This window comes from Methylomonas sp. (assembly GCF_023228165.1).
Taxonomy (GTDB): Bacteria; Pseudomonadota; Gammaproteobacteria; order Methylococcales; family Methylomonadaceae; genus Methylomonas.
In genome coordinates, this window is sequence record NZ_JALOBS010000010.1 from 65,923 (window position 1) to 86,249 (window position 20,327).

The window sequence follows — 20,327 nt, forward strand, 5'->3', positions numbered from 1 at the left end:
AGCATGAGTAACAAGCTGCGCATTATCGGCGGCGAATGGCGTAGCCGGCTGATCGCCTTCGACGATGCGCCGGGGTTGCGGCCGACACCGGCGAGGATTAGGGAAACGCTGTTCAACTGGCTGCAAGCCGATGTCGCCAACAGCCGCTGCCTGGATTTATTTGCCGGCAGCGGCGCTTTGGGCTTCGAAGCGGCCTCTCGGGGCGCCAAGCAGGTGGTGCAGGTAGAAAATAACCCCCAAACCTGCCGGAAACTGAAAGAAAATTGCGCGGCATTGGCAACCGAGCGGATCGAGGTTGTGCAAGTCGATGTCTTGCAGTTTATGGAACTGGGAAACGCGGCCTTTGATTTGATTTTTCTGGATCCGCCGTTTGGGCAGGACTTGGTTAAGCCTATTTGCCGGCGATTGACCGAGGTAGGTTTGCTGGCGGAATTCGGAAAAATTTATATCGAAACCGAACGCAATTTGGCCCTGAATGATCTACCCGACCATTGGCAGTGCTTGAAGTACAAGCAGGCTGGAGAGGTGGCTTATAGTCTTTATCAAAGTCGATAAACTCTAAAAAGTGGCTGTTTGGCGGATTTTTGCCTGCTTTTATTGCTGGGATGCTTTAGAATCCGTCCTCCCAAAATAATACTATCGTCATGCAAATTACCGCAATTTATCCGGGGACATTCGACCCGATTACCAATGGCCATCTCGATCTGATTCATAGGGCCTCCATGCTCTATGAAAAAGTCATTGTGGCCGTGGCTGAAAGCCGCGGCAAGCAGCCGTTGTTTACGTTGCAGGAGCGCGTGGAGCTCATTGAAGGCGTGGTTAGCGAGTTTTCCAATATACAGGTGATAGGCTTTAATAATCTGTTAGTGGAATGCGCCAAGCAGCATCGAGCCAGCGTCATCCTGCGCGGCTTGCGGGCGGTCTCGGATTTTGAATACGAATTTCAAATGGCGGGCATGAATCGCAGATTGGCGCCGGATATCGAAACCGTTTTTTTAACGCCCGCCGAACAATATGAATTTATTTCATCCAGCATGATCCGAGAAATTGCCCGATTAAACGGCGATGTGTCGAGTTTTGTGTCGGATTCGGTTAAAGACCGGTTAACCAACAAATTTAAAACGGAGTAGCCCATGGCCCTGATTATTAGCGATGAATGCATCAATTGCGATGTGTGCGAACCGGAATGCCCAAATGGTGCCATTTCTCAAGGTGACGATATTTATGTGATTAATCCGTCGCTTTGCACCGAGTGTGTCGGGCATCACGACAAACCGCAGTGCATGGAAGTGTGCCCAGTCGATTGCATCAGTAAAGATCCTGTGCACGTTGAAGACCAAGCCGATTTATATCAAAAGTATTTGACGCTGATCGACTAGGCGGCGTCGATGCCGGGTGTTTTGATATACCCGGTATCAGTATGCTGGCAATGCGTTACAATTGCAGCGTTTTCATTCGACAACGTGTTCCCACCTGTTCTTCAATCCCAACCAGCGAGTCCGTCATGCCAGAGAATATTTCTAATAATGCCCTAATCCTTGCCCTGCTGTCTTTAAACGGTGAAATTGCAATTCAGAACGACTATCTGGAGTCCGGAGAAATTCCCGAGGAAGAAGTCGAAAACGAGCGGGAGGTGCTGGAAGATCTTGAGCAAGCCTTTATGGAATTTGTGGATGTTTACAAAGCCCGGGCCCGCAATGATCAGTCTTTACCCAGCCTGGAAGAATTGTTGGCGGGCGAAGAGTAAGCGTTAACGATAGGCTGGTACGACCTCGAATTCCCAGGCTTTCGAGGCGTCGAATCACAAATCGCTAGGCGCAGTTCCTATCAGTTTATGTAAGCCGGCCGTTGTCGGCTTTGTTTTTTGATCGGCTCAATTCCGATCCATTACTCATGCGCGATGAAATACAAAGACTTAAGAGACTTTATTCGGCAACTTGAAAAGCAAGGAGAACTGAAGCGTATCAGCGTGGAAGTGGATCCTTATCTGGAGATGACGGTGATTTGCGATCGGGTGCTGAAGCAAGGGGGGCCTGCCTTGTTGTTTGAAAATCCTAAAGGCTCCAATATTGCCGTGTTGGGCAATTTATTCGGCACGCCCAAACGGGTGGCCATGGGCATGGGGGCCAAGGACGTAGGCGAATTGCGCGGCATTGGCGAATTGCTGGCTTATCTGAAGGAGCCGGACCCTCCCAAAGGGTTCAAGGATGCCATGGACAAACTGCCGGCGTTCAAACAGGTGCTGAACATGGCGCCTAAAATGGTCAATTCGCCGCCTTGTCAGGAAGTCATCCGTATCGGCGATGAGGTCGATTTGAGTGTTTATCCGATTCAGACTTGCTGGCCGGAAGATGCTGCGCCGCTGATTACCTGGCCGCTGGTAATTACCAAGGGTCCCAATAAAGATCGACAAAATCTGGGCATTTACCGGCAACAAGTCATAGGCAAAAACAAACTCATCATGCGCTGGCTGGCGCATCGCGGCGGCGCGTTGGATTTCAGGGAATGGCAGGAAAAGTATCCGGGTAAACCGTTTCCGGTGGCAGTGGCGCTGGGCGCCGATCCGGCCACGATACTGGCTGCGGTGACGCCGGTGCCGGACGCCTTGTCCGAATACGCCTTTGCCGGTCTGTTACGCGGCAGCAAGACCGAAGTCGCCAAGTGTTTGAGTAACGATTTGCAGGTACCGGCCAGTGCGGAGATTGTACTGGAGGGCTTAATTTATCCCGGCGAAACCGCGCCGGAAGGCCCGTATGGCGATCACACCGGCTATTACAACGAGGTGGACGAGTTCCCGGTGTTCACGGTGGAACGCATCACCCAGCGGCAGGTACCGATTTACCACAGCACTTACACAGGCCGCCCGCCCGATGAACCGGCTATTTTAGGCGTGGCCCTGAACGAAGTGTTCGTGCCCATTCTGCAGAAACAGTTTCCGGAAATCGTCGACTTTTATTTGCCGCCTGAAGGCTGCTCCTACCGGATGGCCGTCATCAGCATGAAGAAACAATATGCCGGACACGCCAAGCGGGTGATGCTGGGTACCTGGTCGTATTTGCGGCAGTTTATGTACACCAAATTCGTCATCGTGGTGGACGATGACGTGGATGTGCGTAATTGGCAGGACGTGATCTGGGCCATTACCACCCGCATGGATCCGGCCCGGGATTTGACCATATTGGAAAATACCCCGATCGATTACCTGGATTTTGCGTCGCCGGTATCCGGATTAGGCTGCAAGGTCGGCTTCGATGCCACCAACAAATGGCCGGGCGAAACCAACCGCGAATGGGGCAGGCCCATTGTGATGCGGGACGATGTGCTGAAAAAAGTCGACGTCATGTGGGATACGCTTTTCAATTAACGGCATTCGTAAAGAAAGGATCGTCGGCTTGAGCGGGTCGTTTTATTCAATGGCGGCAATTTGAACTTTCTAGGTCAACTTGCGTAGCCTGGATGAAGCATAGCGCAATCCGGGATTTGATGACCTTCATTTTCCCGGATTCCATTTCATTGCATCCGGGCTACGCTGGCTGCAACGAAGAAAACGGGCTCGGATAAAATTAGCTCGCGTAGCCACGATTAGCGTGAGCGTAATCGTGGGAATGTTAAGCTTTTCTTGGCGGTGAGTATTTTTCCCTCGGTTACGCTTTGCTAACCGAGGCTACGAAGGCGTCTTATAAATACGTTAAACCAGTCTAGTAGGGTACGCACCGCGTACCTAGAGCTTTTAACGCCATGATGACCTTTAATGGTACGCGATGCGTACCCTACATCTGTTCCGGCACCATTCAAAAAGTTCTATAGCCAAGCGACTTTGCCTTTGCCGCCCCACAGCGCCGAAATTTTTCAGTATTCGGCGTTAAGCTTGCGCCGAGCCTGGTTCGGCTTGGTCTTCCAATTGCGTGAGCACTTCCTTGGATGCCAGCTCCAGTCCGCGTTTGAAATATTGGCAGGCTTTATCTTTGTCATCCTTCATAAACATTACTTCACCCAGCAGTTGGCAAACCCCTACCGACGCTTCCAGATTCAGGCTTTTCAATAAATATTGTTCGGCTTTTTCCATTTGACCGACTTTTTGCGCCAGCTTGCCCAGTGTTTTTAACAAGGTCGGGTCGTTTGGATACACTGCCAGCCATTGCTCGCCGGTTTGCAGCTGTCTGGGGAGGTTATCGGATTCGATATTGGAGTACAGTTCAAGTAAGGTGGCATCCCAGTGCTTGCCGAGTTGCTTGATGATACTTTCTTCTGTACGGCTACCGGCACCGGCTGCAATCATCGCGGCGAAATAAATGTTGGCTATGCCCGGCAGGGATTTAATATGGTCGGGTATCTGCTCCCAGCTGGCTTGAATGCTGGCTTCATCATTTTGTGCGGCGGCTTTTTTCAGCTGGCTGCTATAGGCTTTGGTTTGCAGCAGTTTTACTTCGGTTTCCATCAATACCTTGTTTTGCTGCAGCGAGGGTAATAGCTTGCTCAAGCCTTCCCAGTCGCCGATATGTTGGTAGGCCTGATGCATCATTTTTAATACCCGGCCATGGCCGGGGTTGATGGACTGCAGCTTGCTCAAGGTTTCAATGGCTTGCTCGAATTGCTGCTCGGACATGTGTAATTCAGCCTGGGTCAGGCCGACAGTCATATTGTTGTCCGACGATTGTTCGGCGGCTTTCTGCAAATATTCGTCGCGTTTATCCAGCGCGCCGCGAGATTGGGCCGCGCGGGCCGCGGTCAGATAATGCAGCAACGGCGCACCGCTGTTGGCGGCGTGTTTGATCAAGACTTTTTCGGCGCTTTCCCAATTGCCGTCCGCGGCATCGAACAGGCCGGCGATCAGGGCATCATGCGAGCGGTTGAATTTGATATTGCGGCGGCGTTTGGATATTTGTCCCGGCAGGCGCAATAAAACCCCGGCCAAGCGAAAAAAATTGTACAGCACAAAAAAACCGATCACTAGCGCGACGGTAAATACCGTCAACGAGGTTTCCAGCGACCAGTGTCCGAAGCCGATTAATACATAGCCGGGATCGTTGTATTGAGCCAGCCAAGTATGCAGGGCAAAGGCGACGGCTACCGCACAGAGGAGGGAAGCAATAAAATAAAGTAGGTTTCTCATATCGCCGTCCGCTTATTGCTGGCCGGTAGCCGGCTGTTCGTTGCCGGCCGGGGCGGGTGATGGAGTTGCGGGCGGGTCGGCAAGCACTGCTTTATCGGTTTCCAGCCGCAGTTTGCCGATGTCCTTGAGTAGTTTCAAGGAGCCGCTGACGTCGGGATATTGACTATGCAGTTGTACGCCGGACAGTTTATTCAGCTCAGCGACGAATTGTTCGGTTTGCAGATTTTCCGCAAAGTTTTTTTGCAACCATTCCTTGGCGTTTTCGATACTGCTGGTAAACAAGGTGTCGTTTTGCTGTACCAAGGCAATTTCAATCATTTCCAGGCGGACTTTCAATTGCTGCTTGATGAAATGGGCTTCCTCGGGAGACAAAACCGCGTTGACCGGATGTTCGGTATGCCGCAACACTACATAGCCTTCCAGTTGTTTGGCCACCTTGTCCAGAATCTCATGGCCGTGTTCGGAAAGGTCCTGCGGGGCGGCGGCTTTTTCAGGTTCCTTGCCGGCATGCGGCAGGAATACCGACAATTCCTCGACAGCGGACTGCAAATGTTGGATGCCGGCATAAATGCCGACGATGTCAGGCTCTTGCACATTATTCAGCAGCGCAATTTCTTTGGCGATTTGTTCGCGGACTTTAAAGACGGATGCATCGCCGCTTTCCCGTAAACGTTGGTCGGCGGCTTCCAGCGCCTCGCGGGTGGTGGAGACATCGCCCACCAAATGCAAACGCTGGTTCGCAACGCTCAATAAATATTCGGCATCGGCTAGCAGCCAGTCGCCTCGGGTCTTTCCCAGCTGACGCTGCAACACCACAATCGAGGTTTCCAATTCTTTGCGGGCTGTGTTCAGATGCTCTTCGTGCAGTTTGGAAAAGTCGGCCAGCGTTTGGGTAAAGTGGTTGTCCTTGCCGGTCATTTCGGCATTGAGGTTGGCTATTTGCGATTGTACGCCGGAAAGTTGTTGCTGCAGGCCGTTCAGTTCTTTGTCGATTTCGATCAGTTTAAGACTGTCCTGACTGTTTTCCGTATCCTGTGTGGCGCGTAGTTGCTGCATGAAGTAAAAACCGGCGGCAGCCAAGGCGATTACCAAAATTATGGCGGTGATTCCTATCCACAACCCGGCATGAGATTTTTTTACCACCACTGCAGGGGCTTGCTTTTCTTGTTGTTCAATTACTTCGGCCACTGTTTTCCCCGTTCAATAACGTCGTCAATGTCTCTAAAATTGCTGCATCCGTTGGTTGCAGGCTGACTGTAATCTGTTCAAAACCCAGTTCAAGCGCTAATTGCCTGATTCTGTCGCTCACCACCAGCAAAGGCTGTTTTCGCAGCAGATTCGCCGCTGCAGGGTCTAGCATTGCCAATAGATTTTGTAGCGCTTCGCCACTGGTAATGGTGATAGCGCTCAACTGTTGATTCCGCAACGACCGAATCAGTTCCTCGCTGTTAATATCCGGACGGCAACGACGATAGACTTCCAGATATGCCACTTCCGCGCCACGGCCACGTAAAGTTTGTTCCAACTTTTCCCGGCCGCCCACGCCTCGCACAATGAAGATGTGCTGGCCGGCAACCCGTTGCATGGCCTGTTGAGCTAACAGGCCTTCGCTGCTAAATTCCGTTTCCGGCACGCAAGCTACTTGCAGACCGGCTTTTTGCAAGGCGGCCGCGGTTGCATGACCGACCGCGGCAAATTTTACAGCCCGAGATTCCACCATTTTGCCACCGAACGCCTTGAGTGCAAAATCCACCGCATTACAGCTGGTAAAAATCAACCAATCACCTGCCAGGGCTTTTTCAATTAACCCGGCATCGATGCCGACCGGCTGAATCTCTATGGTTGGAAATCGTAAAGCCCGTCCATCCGCTTGAGTGATTAATCGACACAGTGCGTCGGCCTGGGCGGCGGGCCGCGTTACTAATACCGTCGCGCCGCGCAGGCCGGATGTCATTGATACAACTCGCGCAATATTTTATCCGCGCCTTGGGCCAATAATGCATCGGCAATAGCGATACCCAATCGTTCCGCTTCAGCCAGGGGGCTTTCCGCTTCGGCACGATACAACACGCTGCCGTCCGGATGGCCGACCAGTCCGCGCATAAACAGTTTATCGGCTCGTATTTCGGCAAAACCGGCAATCGGCACTTGGCAGCCGCCGTTCAAGCGGCCGTTCATGGCCCGTTCGGCGCTGACGCGTATGCTGGTGGCTTCGTCGTGCAATACCTTTAAATAATCATGAATGCCGGTATCGTTGATACGGCATTCGATGCCGATCGCGCCCTGGCCCATGGCCGGCAGACTTTCTTCCGGGCTTAAGCGGGCGGTAATACGTTCGCCCATCCCTAGTCGTTTCAAGCCGGCGGAGGCTAGGATAATCGCGTCGTACTCGCCGGCATCCAGCTTGGCCAGCCGGGTGTTGACGTTGCCGCGTAAGCTCAAAATTTCCGCTTGCGGATATCTGGCTTTGATTTGGCATTGACGGCGTAAGCTGGAGGTGCCGATGCGGGCATTGGCCGGTAAATCAGCCAAGCTGTGGTAGCGGTTGGAGACGAAGGCATCACTCGGGTCTTCTCTGTCCATGATGACGGCTAAATGCAGTCCGTTTGGAAATTCCACCGGTACGTCCTTCATGGAATGGACGGCAATATCCGCCGTGCCTTCCAGCATGCCTTGCTCTAGTTCCTTGACGAATAAGCCTTTGCCGCCGACTTTGGCCAACGGCGCATCCAATATCTTGTCGCCGCGGGTGACCATTTTTATCAGTTCGGTTTTTAAACCGGGGAATGCCTGTGCCAATCTTGCCGCGACATGTTCCGCCTGCCATAGCGCTAGCGGGCTTTGCCGGGTGGCGATACGAATTGTTTTATCTGCCAAAGTAGTTCCTGCCGATAGTGACGATGGGTAATCCGTGATTGAACATCGTCGCGATTTATAATTATGTAATGTGCCTATTGTAATCCGATTCGAAGCGGAAATTCTTCAGAACTTAATTCTATAAAATGTATGAGTGCCTGAACACTTAACCCATCGTTAGTCGGTGAAGCGGTTGGTTTCGGATTTGGTTAGGCGCGGATATCACTCAACCATCGGCAGGTTTATTTACACAGCGGAACCCGCAAAAGACTTTGATCCGCCATTGCGGGGCAGGCGGTTCGATGTTTCCAGGCAACCAGAAATTTCGGTAAGTGCTTGACCGTACTGTAAAGCTAATGCTATTTTTGTGACGCAGTCGAAACTTTTTAGTCGTTTGATTCCTTGAATTTTGGAGGGGAATATGAATTTTGCCGCCCGTCAGACTCCTGTTTTTCTATTCTGCCGATATTTGCAGCAAATGCTGACCCTGTCGTGTTTGGTAATACCTCTCGGCTTATTTTCCAACAATACTCAGGCCGTGGAATTCAGCTCCGGAGCATTAACTTTTGCTACAACAACGCCGCAAAGTATCTGGAGCGAAGGCGATGCATTTTTGTTCAACTACAATAAATTTATAGGTGTCGACACCGGCTCGCGAAGTTTGACGGTTAATCCCGGTAAATTTTCCCAGAACGGTTATAGCGTCGATCCTTATTTTTTGTTCTCGAATGATTTACGCACGGGCATCAACGTGGGGGCAAAAGTCGACGGCGGCTCGGTTAACGCCGCGCTAAACTATAGCGCCAGCTTTTCAGCCCCGGATACGATTGTTAAAGGTCAGCAATTTAACCTGCTCGGCAATGCCAATCTGTTGAACACTTCGACATTCAATACCCAAAGCCCCAATGCTTCGGCCTGGATCGACGGCGTCCTGGATTATTATTCCGGCGCTTACGCCCGTTTCGATGTGGTTCAGCCCAGTATATTAGCAGACCACGATTACCGGATGGGCAACAAAGGTTATACGGACAATAACACGACTAATGCCCCCTATAAAACCTTGGTGAATATCAATTACACACCGGAAATTGCCTCATTCAACCGCGACAATTCGGGTGTTTTCCGGGTCTTGGGTATCGACCAGGGCCTTGAGTACAATGTGGGTGCAACCACTATCAGCGTAGGGCCGGACTGGAGCGTAAACGCCAACGGTGTGGTAAGTGGCGGTGCGTTGCACGGTTCCGATACCGGTACCCTATTGACGGCTGAGATGGATGTTGATCAACTGATATTGGCCGGAAATCCCGCATTAGGTACTGGCGTGGGTTTCGATTGGGGGATTGTGGATTTCGACATGGGCTATGAATTGATCGACATTACTGCCGGTCTGCAAATGGGCCTGCAGCAAGACTTTTCATTACAATCGAATTTGATGGTGGATTTGATTTTTTCCGACTGGGTCGATCTGGAAGGTATTGGGCTAACCCAATCATTTTCGGGCCTGTTGAGCAATTTACCCGCCATTACCCTATTGTCCGATCTGGTCGAAGTCACGCCTACCTACTGGGTCGATGCCACATTGGCTAACGATTCGAAATTGGTTTTCGATGCCATATTCGGTGTGGATATGCTGGATTTTTACATTAGCGCCAATTACGATTTCGGGGTTGCCTCCGGCGGTTACGACAGGCCAAGTAATCCGGCCTATACGAATGATCAATCACTACCGCTGTTTGATATTGGGATTTTCAACAATCAATTCGCCTTGAACGGGTTTGAGAAAGTTCAGGGTAACACTTTCTCGCTGGCCGCCGTGCCGCTACCCACTGCGTTTTGGATGATGCTTAGCGGCTGCGCGGCAATGGCTGGGATATCGAAACGCCGACGGGTTTCATGAGCTTGCGGCAATAAGCCAGGTGGCGTGCGCCGAATGAGTCTGTGAAGCTTTCGACGCGAGCTAGCGAATTTCAAATTCCGAGAATACTTGGTCCGCGTCATGATCGGAGACCATGACTTCGCTCACTTTAGCCAACAACGGGCCTTTATGGCACCATGCCACCAGTTGCTGGAGGTCCGCGTGCTCGCCACGGGCGATGATTTCCACATCGCCGTTGGCAAGATTTCGCGCGTAGCCGTTTAAATTAAGTTTAACCGCCTGCTTTTGGGTATAGGCCCGAAAGTACACGCCCTGTACCCGGCCCTTGACGATGATATGCAAACATTCGCTCATCGGCTGATTCTCCAACAATAATGAATTTTTGGGTCGCGGGCGAAATCCTCGGGGATAGTCGCGGCGCTAATATCCTCGATATTCAGACCGGCCAACGATACAGCATCCATTTTAAAGCGGCGGAAATTAGTGGAAAAGTACAATATGCCGCCGGGTGCCAGTATGGCGGCGGCATTTTTTAACAGTTGTACGTGGTCGTTTTGCACATCGAAGGCGTCGTCCATTTTCTTGGAATTGGAAAACGTCGGCGGATCCAGAAAAATTAAATCGAACTGAGCGGCCGGTTTGGCGACGGCCTGTTCAGCCAGCCAGGTCAGGCAATTGGCGCGTACCAGCTTATGGTCGCCGCGTATGCCGTTTAAGTCGAAATTGCGCTTGGCCCAATCCAGATAGGTATTGGACATATCCACCGTGACGCTGGAAGCTGCGCCGCCCATGGCCGCGAGCACGCTGGCGCTGCCGGTATAGGCAAACAGATTCAAAAACCGCTTGCCCTGGGCTTGTTGTTGAATCAGCATGCGTATTGGCCGGTGATCCAGAAACAGGCCGGTATCCAGATAATCCTCGAAATTCACCCAGAATTTGCATCCGCCTTCTTCAATCACATGAAAGCGGCCTGAGTCGCCCTGTTTTTCGTATTGATCGGTGTTTTTTTGCTTGCGGCGGATTTTTAAGAATACCTGTTCTTTAGGAATCCCCAGCACTTTGGGTATTTCCACCATCGCCCCGGCCAGCCGTTGATTGGCTTTGGCGGGATCGATGGTTTTCGGCGACTCGTATTCCTGCACGTTGACCCAGGTTTGTTCGCCCTGATAGACATCCACCGCTACCGCATATTCGGGTAAATCGGCGTCATACACACGGTAGCAATGAATCTGGTTTTGCTTTACCCACTTGTTTAGCTTTTTCAGATTCTTGCGCAGGCGGTTGCCGAACATTTCGGCTTGAGTATCGACTTGTTCGGCTTGGGTGCGGCGGCCGATTTGTTCGATGCGCTCTTGCTGGGATTTGGCTTTCGGCTCGAAAAAGCTTTTTTCTTCGATGTTGAAGCGCAGCAATTTACACTCCAACGCGCCATTAAATAAGGTGATGGGTTTTTGCGAACGCAGGCCCAGTCTAAAGCCCAGCTCCGGATTGCTGATGATCATGGTCGCCTGCCAGCCGCCGAAGCGGCTTTTCAGCACCTCGCCAAACCGCCGATATAACTCAGCCGTTTCGGCCTCTTCGCCCAGCCGTTCGCCATAAGGCGGATTGCAGGCAATCAAGCCTTTCGGCCAGCTTTCCGCTGCCGCTGCATCGGCTATGTCACGTTTTTCAATATGAATTTTGCCTTGTAAACCGGCATTTTCCACGTGTTGCAAGGCGGTCGCCACGGTATGTCTGTCCTGATCGAAGCCGACTATGACAGGCAGGGTTTTTAAACCCATATCGCGGCGCTGGTTTGCGTCGGCCAGCAGGTTTTGCCACAGTTCGGCATCGTGCTTCTTCCAGCCCAGAAAGCCATAGTAATCCCTAAGCAAACCGGGGGCATAATCGGCGGCAATCATGGCGCCTTCCAAAAGCATGGTGCCGGAGCCGCACATCGGGTCCAATAAGGAACCGCCGGCAGCGGCGATTTTCGGCCAGCCGGTCCGCAATAAAATGGCAGCGGCCAGATTTTCCTTGATCGGCGCGGCAATACTGACATCCCGGTAGCCGCGTTTATGCAAGCTCTCGCCGGACAAATCCAGGCTCAGCTGGGCGGTTTCGTTATGCAGATAAACATTGATGCGAATACTGGGGCGCTCGGTATCGATATTGGGGCGCTTATCGAATTTGGCGCGCATCTGGTCGACGATGGCATCCTTGACTTTCAAGGCGCCGAAATGGGTATTGTTAATGGCCGGATTGTTTTTGCTGCTGAACGATACCGCCAGACTGTCGTCCGGTTCAAGATGTTCGAACCAATTAATGCGATTGACGCCGTCGTACAAATCCTGCTGGGATTTAACCTCGAAGCTGCCCAGCAACAGCAAAATCCGGTTGGCGGTGCGCGACCACAAACAGGCTTTATAGGCCATGGCCAGATCGCCCTGAAACGCCACGCCAGCCATTTTTTGCTGCACCTGCTGTCCGCCCAGGGCTTCGATTTCGGCGGCGAGTATCCCTTCCATGGCTTTGGGGGTGGTAGCGAACAGTTGATATTGGCTCATGAGGTCGACTGAAAATTAAGCGGTCGATAAGGATAACAATATCAGCCGGTTTGCGCGGAAATTTTGTGGTTGGAAGGTTTTGCCGATATACCGATTTGGAGGCGCAGGCTCAGGGTTCGGTAACTTTTGGTCAGATCAAACGACTATTTTTTGGAATACAAACTCAGGTTTGTGCTCCAGTACTCCCGAGTTAATGACGGTGACGACAAAAAAAGAAAGCCTTGTCTTAGCTTATATCCTTGCCGTTACCCCACTTGGCGTGCAATTTTTCATAATCGGCCACGGTGGTGACTAACGCCAGTTCATCGGCCGGTTCGATTTTGCTATCGTGATCCAGCGGTAAAAACTGGTTGTCCCGATAGCAGAAGATGACCCGGGTATTTTTGGGTAAATCCAAATCACCCACCAGTCCGGCTTCGTTTTCCGTGGCGATAAAGCTAAACAGCTTTACATTGCCGCGAAAAACGGCGGACAACTCCAAAATATCCCGGCCGGCGGCGATATTGGCCAGATAGCGGGCATGGGTCAGGGTGGGGATGATGGTGTCGGTTAAACCCAACCCGACGCAAATATGCTCGAACTCGGGATCCTCTACCCGGGTAATCACCCGTTTTACGCCCAGGGAGCGCGCCACCAGACTGGCGATAATGTTGGCTTCATCGCTTTTGGTCAGACAAAACAGCACATCTATGCTGGTGGGCTCGGTTTCCTTCAAAATAGCCGGTTTGCTGCCGTTGCCGTGCAGGAACACGCAGTCGATTTGCGGCATCAGTTTATCGATGACGGTTTTGTCGTCTTCGATGATGATGACTTCGTGACCGGCGCGTAGTAACTGTTGCGCCGTGGCGATGGCCAGCGAAGAGGCGCCGATAAAGACGATTTTCAAGTTTTACTCCCTATTTTGATCCAGGTGCGCGGATATAAGAATACCAGCATCGCCAAAAACTCCACCCGTCCCAATAACATATCGATGATCAAGACCACTTTCAGGCCGGTTTCCAGTTCGGTGCGGGTGATGCCGGACGACAAGCCGGTGGTCGAACAGGCCGATACCACTTCCAGCAAAGCATTCAGCGGATCATAGCCCATGACTAAAAAAGCGAACCAGGATAGCAGCACAGTGCCCATAAAAATCATGATCAGCATCAATACCCGTTCAATCTCGTCCGCTTCCAACTTGTCTCCGCACAGCCGGCGTTCCAGCACGGCATGCGCCGGCAGGGCGGTACGGACAATGAACAGTTGAATCAAGCGCAAGACGATCAAAAATCGTAGAATTTTGATGCCACCGGCGGTGGAGCCCATCGAACCGCCTATCATCATGGAGGTTATCAAGGTCAATTTGGCGCCGGCATTCATGGGGGTTATGTCGGCATCGGCAAAGCCGGTGGTGGTTTGGGCCGAAATTCCCATCACCACGGCTTGTTTCAGGCTGGTCCAGACATTGCCGACATCGGCATTGATACAAAAAAACAGCAAGCCAACCACGCATAAACTGATTACCGGTAGCGCCAGCGCTTCGGAGTCTGCGGCCAATTCTTTAAAGCCGTGTTTGACTACATGGTAGTACAGCGGAAGCGCCACGGCGCCCAACACGCCAGTGAAGGTCACCAAAACCTGTAACCACGCATTATCGATGGCGGCCAGGCTGTTATCGTAAATGGAAAAGCCGCCGGTGGATATGCCGCTCAAGGCATGGGTCACGGCGCTTAACGGGCTCAGGCCAGCCAACCACAGGCCCAAAATCGAAATGACGCTCAATATGGCGTATATAAACAGTAGCTTCAGCGCATGGCCGCGGGCGTTACCCAGTATGTCCCGGCTGTCGGTGATATCGCCCATGGCCAGCCGGCGCGCCGCCATGCCTCGATCCAGGAACAACAGGGCAATCGAAAACGCCACGACCCCCAAGCCGCCGTACCACTGCATCCAGGCCCGGCTAAACAACAGCGCGGCGGAATAGTGCTGCAGGCCGGTCAGGGTACTCAAGCCGGTGGTGGTGACGCCGGACACCGTCTCGAACAGGGCATCGATACCCGGTAGCCCTTCGCCGATAAATGGCAGCGCTTCCAGCAGGGCCGTAAACGCAAAGGACAGGCTGGTAATTACCATCACTTCATTGTCTCGAATTCCGTCCGGCACCCAAATGCGCGTCACCGGCAGGCAAATAAGTAGCAATGCCAAGGAGACCAAAACCTGGCCCACCATGAAATGCCAGTCGCCGCAAGCCCAGGACAGCAAGATCGGCGGCAGCCGCAACACGGCCACCACCAAGCCGATGCTGGCCAGATAACGCGCCAAAACCCGGTAACGCACCGGTTGGGCCAAAGCTCTGGAAACATCGGAAGAACTCATAAGGGTGGTTTGTCCCTGGGTAAATGATGGTGATTAATGTAGCATTTATTTTTTAGTGCGGCCTGTTGGACATTGGTCCGCGTGGACACAAAAAGGGTGCTCACCCGGCTAGACTGAGCAAGTTGGCGGAGCCTGTTGCCTAGAGCGTAGTAATCAGTGATGATATGCAGAAACAATTTCTTGTTTGCACTTAAAAAAGGAAATCGCAATGCATACAATGAAAACAAAAATATTTTTGTTGAGCTTTGTGTTTGGATTGATCTCAGGAAAACCAGTTTTCGCAGAAAGCTCATCGGAATATGCACAAATGGGTATGGCTGCCTGGAGTGCATTCAAATGCTCAGCTTTGGCAGAAAAGAGTAACAATCCACAGGATCAAGAGCGGTTATTTAAATATGGTTACGCTCAAGGACTCAAGTTCATTGATGCAATCCGTTCAGAAAAAGTTAAGAGAGAAGATTTATCGACGGGCGTACCAATGATGATGCTTCTTCTTTTGCAAGGACCAACACCTGATTTCATGCTTGGCAGGGTGTTTGAAGGTGCGCTCGATTCCGCCACTAATGATGTCTTTAAGACAGGTGACCAATTCAATTCTGACGAAATGCAGGAAATAATCGCAAAGAACAAGTTCTGGAAGCAAAATTGCCAATTAATCGGTAAATAACAATGAGAAAAATGCTAAAAATATGAACCAAGAGAAACGGGCCTACTTCATCACTGTTTTAAATTCTTAGGAGTTCGAATGCATAGATTCGATTCCTTAATTTCAGAATTGTACAGATTGTTTCCAGAGGATTGGTGGTTGAAGGAGTATCAGTCATTTAGCAATGCAGACTTTTTAAATGGTCTTCGGACTCAAATCTCTAGCTATGAAGATGCATTATGCAGTTTGAATGAAAACGCTTGGAGTATGTTCAAGTGAAAAGTTACGAAATTGTTTAAACAGAACAGTAGTAGGCGAGGGAAACATCAGTTTTTTAATCAATTGAATGAATCATTCGCTTATAAATATTTGAAAACTCGAGGCTGCAATAACATCATGTTTCTGCCCGAGAGAGGCAGTATAGGATTAAAAACTTCCGATTTGTCGTTCGAAGAAAATTCAGCTTATGGGCTTTGTGAGGTTAAAACCATAGGTGTTTCGGACGAGGAACTTGATCGGTATGAAAAAGGGGAAGTATTTTCAACAACTGTGTATCGAGAGCTTGGTGAAGGCTTTTTCAATAAGCTCGGTTCGCTGATTGAAAATGCCTTAGAAAAAATGCAAGAGCCGATCGAAAAAAAGTTGATATTTTTCGTCGTTCATTTCGATGACCACGCTTTGTATTTTTTTTCTACTTATGAAAAAGAGATTAAGCGTTTTGTCGGTTTGAAATACCCATCGATTGAAATCTATTTTCAAATGGCTTTAAATGTTGATAAGAGAATTCACTATATACCCCAAAAATTTAGCTGAACATAAGCATTATCTGTGCAGATTGAGGACAAAAGGTAGCTTTACGATCAGCTATTATTCTTATGCCGCTCGCCAAGCCATTGAAATTTACTATCGCGAAAACACCTTACGGCCTTTATAGCCTCTAATCGGCAAGTAATAGTTGGATTTGCTGGTGTATTTCCGGCAAGTCGGCATGAATGGTTTGCCAAATCAATTCGTAATCCACCTTGAAATAGCCGTGTGATACTCGGTTTCGCATTGCATACATGAGAGTCCAAGGTACGTCCGCATGGAACTCGGCATAGTCAGCGTGGTAACGTTCTATGTTGTGAGCGGCCTCGCCGATAATCTCGAAATTTCTAATGACAGCATCCTGGGTTTTTTCGTCTTCCAGAAAAGTGACTTCCGACATGTCGTCGACGTAGCGTTGAATCCGCCCGATGGCTTCCGCTATGTGTTCCAGATAATCCGGGATTCGCAATACGTCTTTTTTGCTCATAATGGTTGAGCTTCTTTTAAAACCTGATCGCGGAATTTATCGGGTAGTGCCCGTGGCGTCAGTACGTCAACGGTTATGTTTAACAGGTTTTTTAGATCTACTTGAATTTTGGCAATATCCATTAGTGTGGTTTCTCTGGTGGGGTCAACGAGTAGGTCCAAGTCGCTATCTTCCGTATCGTCACCATGAATGACCGAGCCGAACACGCGTATATTTTGTACCCTATGTCGGAGGGCAATCTCTTTAATGGTGTCGCGGTGTGCTTGCAGGGCTATTGAAGGTCGCATGGCAAAAGCTTATGGTAACGAGTGGCTTGAGTGTATCCGTATGCTGAAGTTTTAACAACACATAGGGTTAAGCGGCAATCAAACAGCGCAGTAGTCTAGGATTCCCAGATCCAGCACATTGAATGAAACCGCAAGGCTTAATCAGGCTAACGCTGCTGTTTCGCCAGTAGCCACGGATTACCGCCGATGGCCGTCAAATTACTGGTTACCGTTTGTTCAACCGCAAAACGCAACAAATAACGCGGACCGCCGGCTTTCGGGCCTGTGCCGGATTGGCCCATGCCGCCGAAGGGTTGCACGCCGACCACCGCGCCTATCATATTGCGGTTGCAATAGACGTTGCCGACCCGGGCCTGCTGCCGCACGGTTTGCATCGCGGCTTTGATACGGCTGTGCACGCCCAATGTCAGACCGTAGCCGCTGGCATTGATAGCTTCGATCACGCCGGTCAAGTCCGAGCCGGCATAGCGTACGACATGCAAAATCGGGCCGAATACCTCCTGTTCCAATTGCGACAGGCTGGCAATTTCGGCCAGGGTAGGCGGAAAATAGTGACCCTTCTCAAGCCCGGCGGGAATGGGCAATTGATATAGCAGTTTGGCGTTACTTTTTAAATAAGCGACGTGCGCGGTTAATTTGTCTAAAGCGGCCTGATCGATAACCGGGCCGACATCCGTGCTTAAATCCAACGGCGACCCCAATCGCAGCCACTGCATGGCGCCGATTAAGCGTTCAATGATGGCGTCGGCGGTTTCTTCCGGTAAAAACAGTACCCGGCAGGCCGAACAGCGCTGGCCGGCGCTGTTGAAAGCCGATTTCAACACATCGATAACCAATTGCTCGGCATGCGCCGAATTGTCGGCCAGCATCACGTTTTGGCCGCCGGTTTCGGCGATCAGCGCCGCAATGGCGCTGTTGCGATTGGCCAACTGTAAATTGATTTTACGCGCGGTGGCGCTGGAACCGGTAAAGGCCACCCCGGCCACTCGGTTGTCGCTCAGCAATTGCTTGCCCAATACCGGGCCCTCGCCCGGCAAAAAGTGCAACACCTCGCTAGGCACACCGGCCTGATGCAACAAGCGTACGCAGGCCATGCCGGTTAATGAGGTTTGCAAGGCCGGCTTGGCGATGACGGTATTGCCCGCCGCCAAGGCTGCAGCGATTTGACCGATAAAAATCGCAACCGGAAAATTCCACGGGCTGATGCAGACGAATACGCCGCGCCCGTATTGCCATAAGCAGTTTTCCTCGCCGGTCGGCCCCGGCAACTGTTGCGGTTGGCCGAACAATTCGATCGCGCCGGCGGCGTAATAGCGGCATAAATCCACCGCTTCCCTGATTTCCGCCAACGCGTCGCTTAAGGTGCGACCGCCTTCACGCACACACAGGGCGGCCAATTCCAGACGCTGCTGCTCCAGTAGTTCGGCCGCTTTCACTAAATAATTCGCACGGGTCTGTGCCGGGCAGAGCCGCCAGTCGGCAAAAGCCTGCGTGGCTTGATCTAAGGCTCGTTCGATTGCCTGGGGCGAACTGCAAGTCACTTGGCCGACCACGGCGGTGCGGTCGAAAGGGCTGCATACCGTAACAGTATCGCCGGAGTAGGTTTGTCCGCCCAGCAGCGGCGCCGCTTGCAAGGTTTTACCGTTAAGCTTGGCCAGCTCGGTTTGCCATTGTTGCAGCAATTGTAGGTCGGTTAAATTCAGGCCTGCGGAGTTTTGGCGTTGCGGAGCGAACAAGTCCGCCGGCAAGGCGATGGTCGGCGCCTCATCCTGCCGCAGCGTCTCGACAGGGTCGCGGCATAAGATTTCCGGGCTGACGGCCGGGTTTTCGATTTGGTGAATAAAGGAGGTATTAGCGCCGTTTTCCAACAGGCGCCTGACCAGATAAGGCAACAAATCCTTATAACTGCCGACCGGTGCGTAGACCCGACAGTTTAGCCGCGGATATGTTTCCAGCAATTGATCGTATAAAGGCTGGCCCATGCCGTGCAAACGTTGAAATTCGAAACCGGGGTGATTGTGGCCCAGCTGGCAAATCGCCGCCACGCTGTGAGCATTATGAGTGGCGAATTGCGGATAAAAGACCTCCCGTCGGGACAGAATTAATTTTGCGCAGGCCAGATAAGACACATCCGTAGCCGACTTGCGGGTAAATACCGGGTAATCGGACCAGCCGTTTTCCTGGGCGCGTTTGATTTCGGTATCCCAATAAGCACCTTTTACCAGCCGCACCGGTATGAGGCGATGCTGTTGGTTTGCCAACTCCGCCAACCAATCGATTACCGCCATGGCGCGTTTTTGATAGGCCTGCACCGCCAAGCCCAAGCCGTGCCAGCCGGCCAGAGCCGGGTGTTGGGCCAGCTCGGCGAATATCGTCAGACTCATTTCCAGTCGTTCGGCTTCTTCGGCATCGATGGTAACGCTGATATTGGCGTCCCGGGCCTGTTTGACCAGTAGCAATAATTTAGCGCCGATGGCGGGGACGGCATGGGCTGCCTGCAAGGCTTCGTAGCGCGGATACAGTGCGGACAATTTGATGGATATGCCGGGGTTGGCGAATAAATCCGCCCCGGCTACGCGTGCCAGAGTGGCTATGGCTTGCGAATAAGCATGAAAATAACGCTCGGCATCCGCCGTAGTCAGCGCGGCTTCGCCCAGCATGTCGAACGAATAGCGGTAGCCGGGTTGGGCGGCGGCCAGATCCAGTGCCCGATCTATCCGTTCCGCCAACACAAAATGCTGCGCCAAATACTGCATGGCTTGTTTGACGGCATTACGTATCAACGGCTCGCCCAGACGCGAAAGCAAGCCGGCAAATAGCGGTTGGTGGTGATCCAACGCCTGCAGGCGAATCCGCTGTTCGACTTTACCGCTGAGCAGCAAGGCGCTGCTGGCCAGATTGACCAGCAGCGAATCGCTGTGCAAGGCATGGCTTTGCCAGTCGGCATCGGCCAGTTTTTCCTGCAGGAAGCGGTTTTGAGTGGCCTGGTCGGGTATGCGCAACATGGCTTCCGCCATGCTCATCAACACGATACCTTCGGCGCTGTTGAGGCTGTATTCCTGCAAAAAAGCCTCGAAAGGCGACGCCTGAGTGTGCCGGCCGCGAACGCCGCTAATCAAGCCTTGGGCAAAATCCTTGGCCTCTTGCCGGCCATAATCGCCCAGCTGTTGGACCAGCTCGGGAACAAGCAGCGCTTCAGGCTGTAAATACGCCTGGTTTATTCGGTTACGCAACGAAGACAAAGCGGGTTGGTTCATGGCTGCTCCCCGGCATGGTTATGCAAAGCCGCGCGGAATTGCGATTGGAAAGTCTGTGGATGATGACATTTTAGCGGGAATTTCGTTGCATGGCGGC

At 51.8% G+C, this 20,327-nt stretch carries 19 protein-coding genes; 8 read left to right on the forward strand and 11 right to left on the reverse strand.

What is annotated here, in order from left to right; translation table 11 throughout:
- The first annotated feature begins 3 nt into the window (after nt 1–3).
- The 5 genes from rsmD (at nt 4) to ubiD (ending at nt 3,364) form a co-directional block, all read left to right on the forward strand.
- Nucleotides 4–555, forward strand: a complete 552-nt coding sequence (gene rsmD, locus M0R33_RS09280; protein WP_292568094.1) for a 16S rRNA (guanine(966)-N(2))-methyltransferase RsmD — start codon at nt 4–6, stop codon at nt 553–555.
- An 89-nt stretch (nt 556–644) separates the two neighbouring features.
- Nucleotides 645–1,130 carry a pantetheine-phosphate adenylyltransferase gene (coaD, locus tag M0R33_RS09285; protein ID WP_292568096.1) on the forward strand — a complete coding sequence of 162 codons (486 nt, stop codon included), beginning with the start codon at nt 645–647 and terminating at the stop codon, nt 1,128–1,130.
- Nucleotides 1,131–1,133: 3 nt separating this feature from the next.
- Entirely contained in the window at nt 1,134–1,379 is a 246-nt protein-coding gene (locus tag M0R33_RS09290) for a YfhL family 4Fe-4S dicluster ferredoxin (protein ID WP_292568098.1), read from the forward strand.
- Nucleotides 1,380–1,504: 125 nt separating this feature from the next.
- On the forward strand, nt 1,505–1,747 hold the full coding sequence (locus M0R33_RS09295) for a hypothetical protein (RefSeq protein ID WP_256616255.1): 243 nt from the start codon (nt 1,505–1,507) through the stop codon (nt 1,745–1,747).
- Nucleotides 1,748–1,900: 153 nt separating this feature from the next.
- Nucleotides 1,901–3,364, forward strand: coding sequence for a 4-hydroxy-3-polyprenylbenzoate decarboxylase (gene ubiD / locus M0R33_RS09300; RefSeq protein ID WP_292568102.1), 1,464 nt, complete (start codon nt 1,901–1,903; stop codon nt 3,362–3,364).
- 498 nt (nt 3,365–3,862) lie between these two features.
- On the opposite strand, the gene M0R33_RS09305 is transcribed toward ubiD, so the two are convergent.
- Genes M0R33_RS09305 through hemC form a run of 4 tightly spaced genes read right to left on the reverse strand, consistent with a single transcriptional unit; the run spans nt 3,863 to nt 7,990 of the window.
- On the reverse strand, nt 3,863–5,113 hold the full coding sequence (locus tag M0R33_RS09305) for a heme biosynthesis HemY N-terminal domain-containing protein (protein WP_292568104.1): 1,251 nt from the start codon (nt 5,111–5,113) through the stop codon (nt 3,863–3,865).
- 12 nt (nt 5,114–5,125) lie between these two features.
- The gene (locus M0R33_RS09310; RefSeq protein ID WP_292568105.1) at nt 5,126–6,301 is read right to left on the reverse strand and encodes a uroporphyrinogen-III C-methyltransferase; all 1,176 of its coding nucleotides are present in this window, start codon (nt 6,299–6,301) and stop codon (nt 5,126–5,128) included.
- On the reverse strand, nt 6,285–7,067 hold the full coding sequence (locus M0R33_RS09315; RefSeq protein ID WP_292568107.1) for a uroporphyrinogen-III synthase: 783 nt from the start codon (nt 7,065–7,067) through the stop codon (nt 6,285–6,287). The genes M0R33_RS09310 and M0R33_RS09315 overlap by 17 nt, the downstream gene beginning before the upstream one ends.
- The gene (gene hemC / locus M0R33_RS09320; RefSeq protein ID WP_292568109.1) at nt 7,064–7,990 is read right to left on the reverse strand and encodes a hydroxymethylbilane synthase; all 927 of its coding nucleotides are present in this window, start codon (nt 7,988–7,990) and stop codon (nt 7,064–7,066) included. Before hemC ends, M0R33_RS09315 begins: the two co-directional genes overlap by 4 nt.
- A 400-nt stretch (nt 7,991–8,390) precedes the next feature.
- Between hemC and M0R33_RS09325 the strand changes: the two genes are divergently transcribed.
- Complete coding sequence (locus M0R33_RS09325; protein ID WP_292568111.1) at nt 8,391–9,866, forward strand: VPLPA-CTERM sorting domain-containing protein; 1,476 nt, start codon at nt 8,391–8,393, stop codon at nt 9,864–9,866.
- Between the two features lie 60 nt (nt 9,867–9,926).
- Here the strand turns inward: M0R33_RS09325 and yccX are convergent, their stop codons facing one another.
- The 4 genes from yccX to M0R33_RS09345 form a co-directional block, all read right to left on the reverse strand.
- Nucleotides 9,927–10,199 carry an acylphosphatase gene (gene yccX, locus M0R33_RS09330; protein ID WP_292568113.1) on the reverse strand — a complete coding sequence of 91 codons (273 nt, stop codon included), beginning with the start codon at nt 10,197–10,199 and terminating at the stop codon, nt 9,927–9,929.
- Nucleotides 10,196–12,391 carry a bifunctional 23S rRNA (guanine(2069)-N(7))-methyltransferase RlmK/23S rRNA (guanine(2445)-N(2))-methyltransferase RlmL gene (gene rlmKL / locus M0R33_RS09335; protein ID WP_292568115.1) on the reverse strand — a complete coding sequence of 732 codons (2,196 nt, stop codon included), beginning with the start codon at nt 12,389–12,391 and terminating at the stop codon, nt 10,196–10,198. Before rlmKL ends, yccX begins: the two co-directional genes overlap by 4 nt.
- 226 nt (nt 12,392–12,617) lie before the next feature.
- Nucleotides 12,618–13,277: a TrkA family potassium uptake protein gene (locus M0R33_RS09340; protein WP_292568116.1), complete on the reverse strand. Its 660-nt coding sequence runs from the start codon at nt 13,275–13,277 to the stop codon at nt 12,618–12,620.
- Nucleotides 13,274–14,746 (reverse strand): potassium transporter TrkG, encoded by a 1,473-nt coding sequence (locus M0R33_RS09345; protein WP_292568118.1) that lies wholly within the window; start codon nt 14,744–14,746, stop codon nt 13,274–13,276. The genes M0R33_RS09340 and M0R33_RS09345 overlap by 4 nt, the downstream gene beginning before the upstream one ends.
- 208 nt (nt 14,747–14,954) lie before the next feature.
- Here M0R33_RS09345 and M0R33_RS09350 point away from each other — a divergent pair, with 208 nt between their 5' ends.
- Nucleotides 14,955–15,413, forward strand: a complete 459-nt coding sequence (locus tag M0R33_RS09350; RefSeq protein WP_292568120.1) for a hypothetical protein — start codon at nt 14,955–14,957, stop codon at nt 15,411–15,413.
- A gap of 375 nt (nt 15,414–15,788) precedes the next feature.
- The gene (locus M0R33_RS09355) at nt 15,789–16,205 is read left to right on the forward strand and encodes a hypothetical protein (RefSeq protein ID WP_292568122.1); all 417 of its coding nucleotides are present in this window, start codon (nt 15,789–15,791) and stop codon (nt 16,203–16,205) included.
- A gap of 124 nt (nt 16,206–16,329) precedes the next feature.
- Here M0R33_RS09355 and M0R33_RS09360 read toward each other — a convergent pair whose 3' ends face one another.
- The 3 genes from M0R33_RS09360 to putA form a co-directional block, all read right to left on the reverse strand.
- Nucleotides 16,330–16,686, reverse strand: a complete 357-nt coding sequence (locus M0R33_RS09360) for a DUF86 domain-containing protein (protein WP_292568124.1) — start codon at nt 16,684–16,686, stop codon at nt 16,330–16,332.
- Nucleotides 16,683–16,973 carry a nucleotidyltransferase family protein gene (locus tag M0R33_RS09365; RefSeq protein ID WP_292568126.1) on the reverse strand — a complete coding sequence of 97 codons (291 nt, stop codon included), beginning with the start codon at nt 16,971–16,973 and terminating at the stop codon, nt 16,683–16,685. The genes M0R33_RS09360 and M0R33_RS09365 overlap by 4 nt, the downstream gene beginning before the upstream one ends.
- Nucleotides 16,974–17,119: 146 nt before the next feature.
- Nucleotides 17,120–20,230, reverse strand: coding sequence for a bifunctional proline dehydrogenase/L-glutamate gamma-semialdehyde dehydrogenase PutA (gene putA, locus M0R33_RS09370; protein ID WP_292568128.1), 3,111 nt, complete (start codon nt 20,228–20,230; stop codon nt 17,120–17,122).
- Nucleotides 20,231–20,327 lie beyond the last annotated feature (97 nt).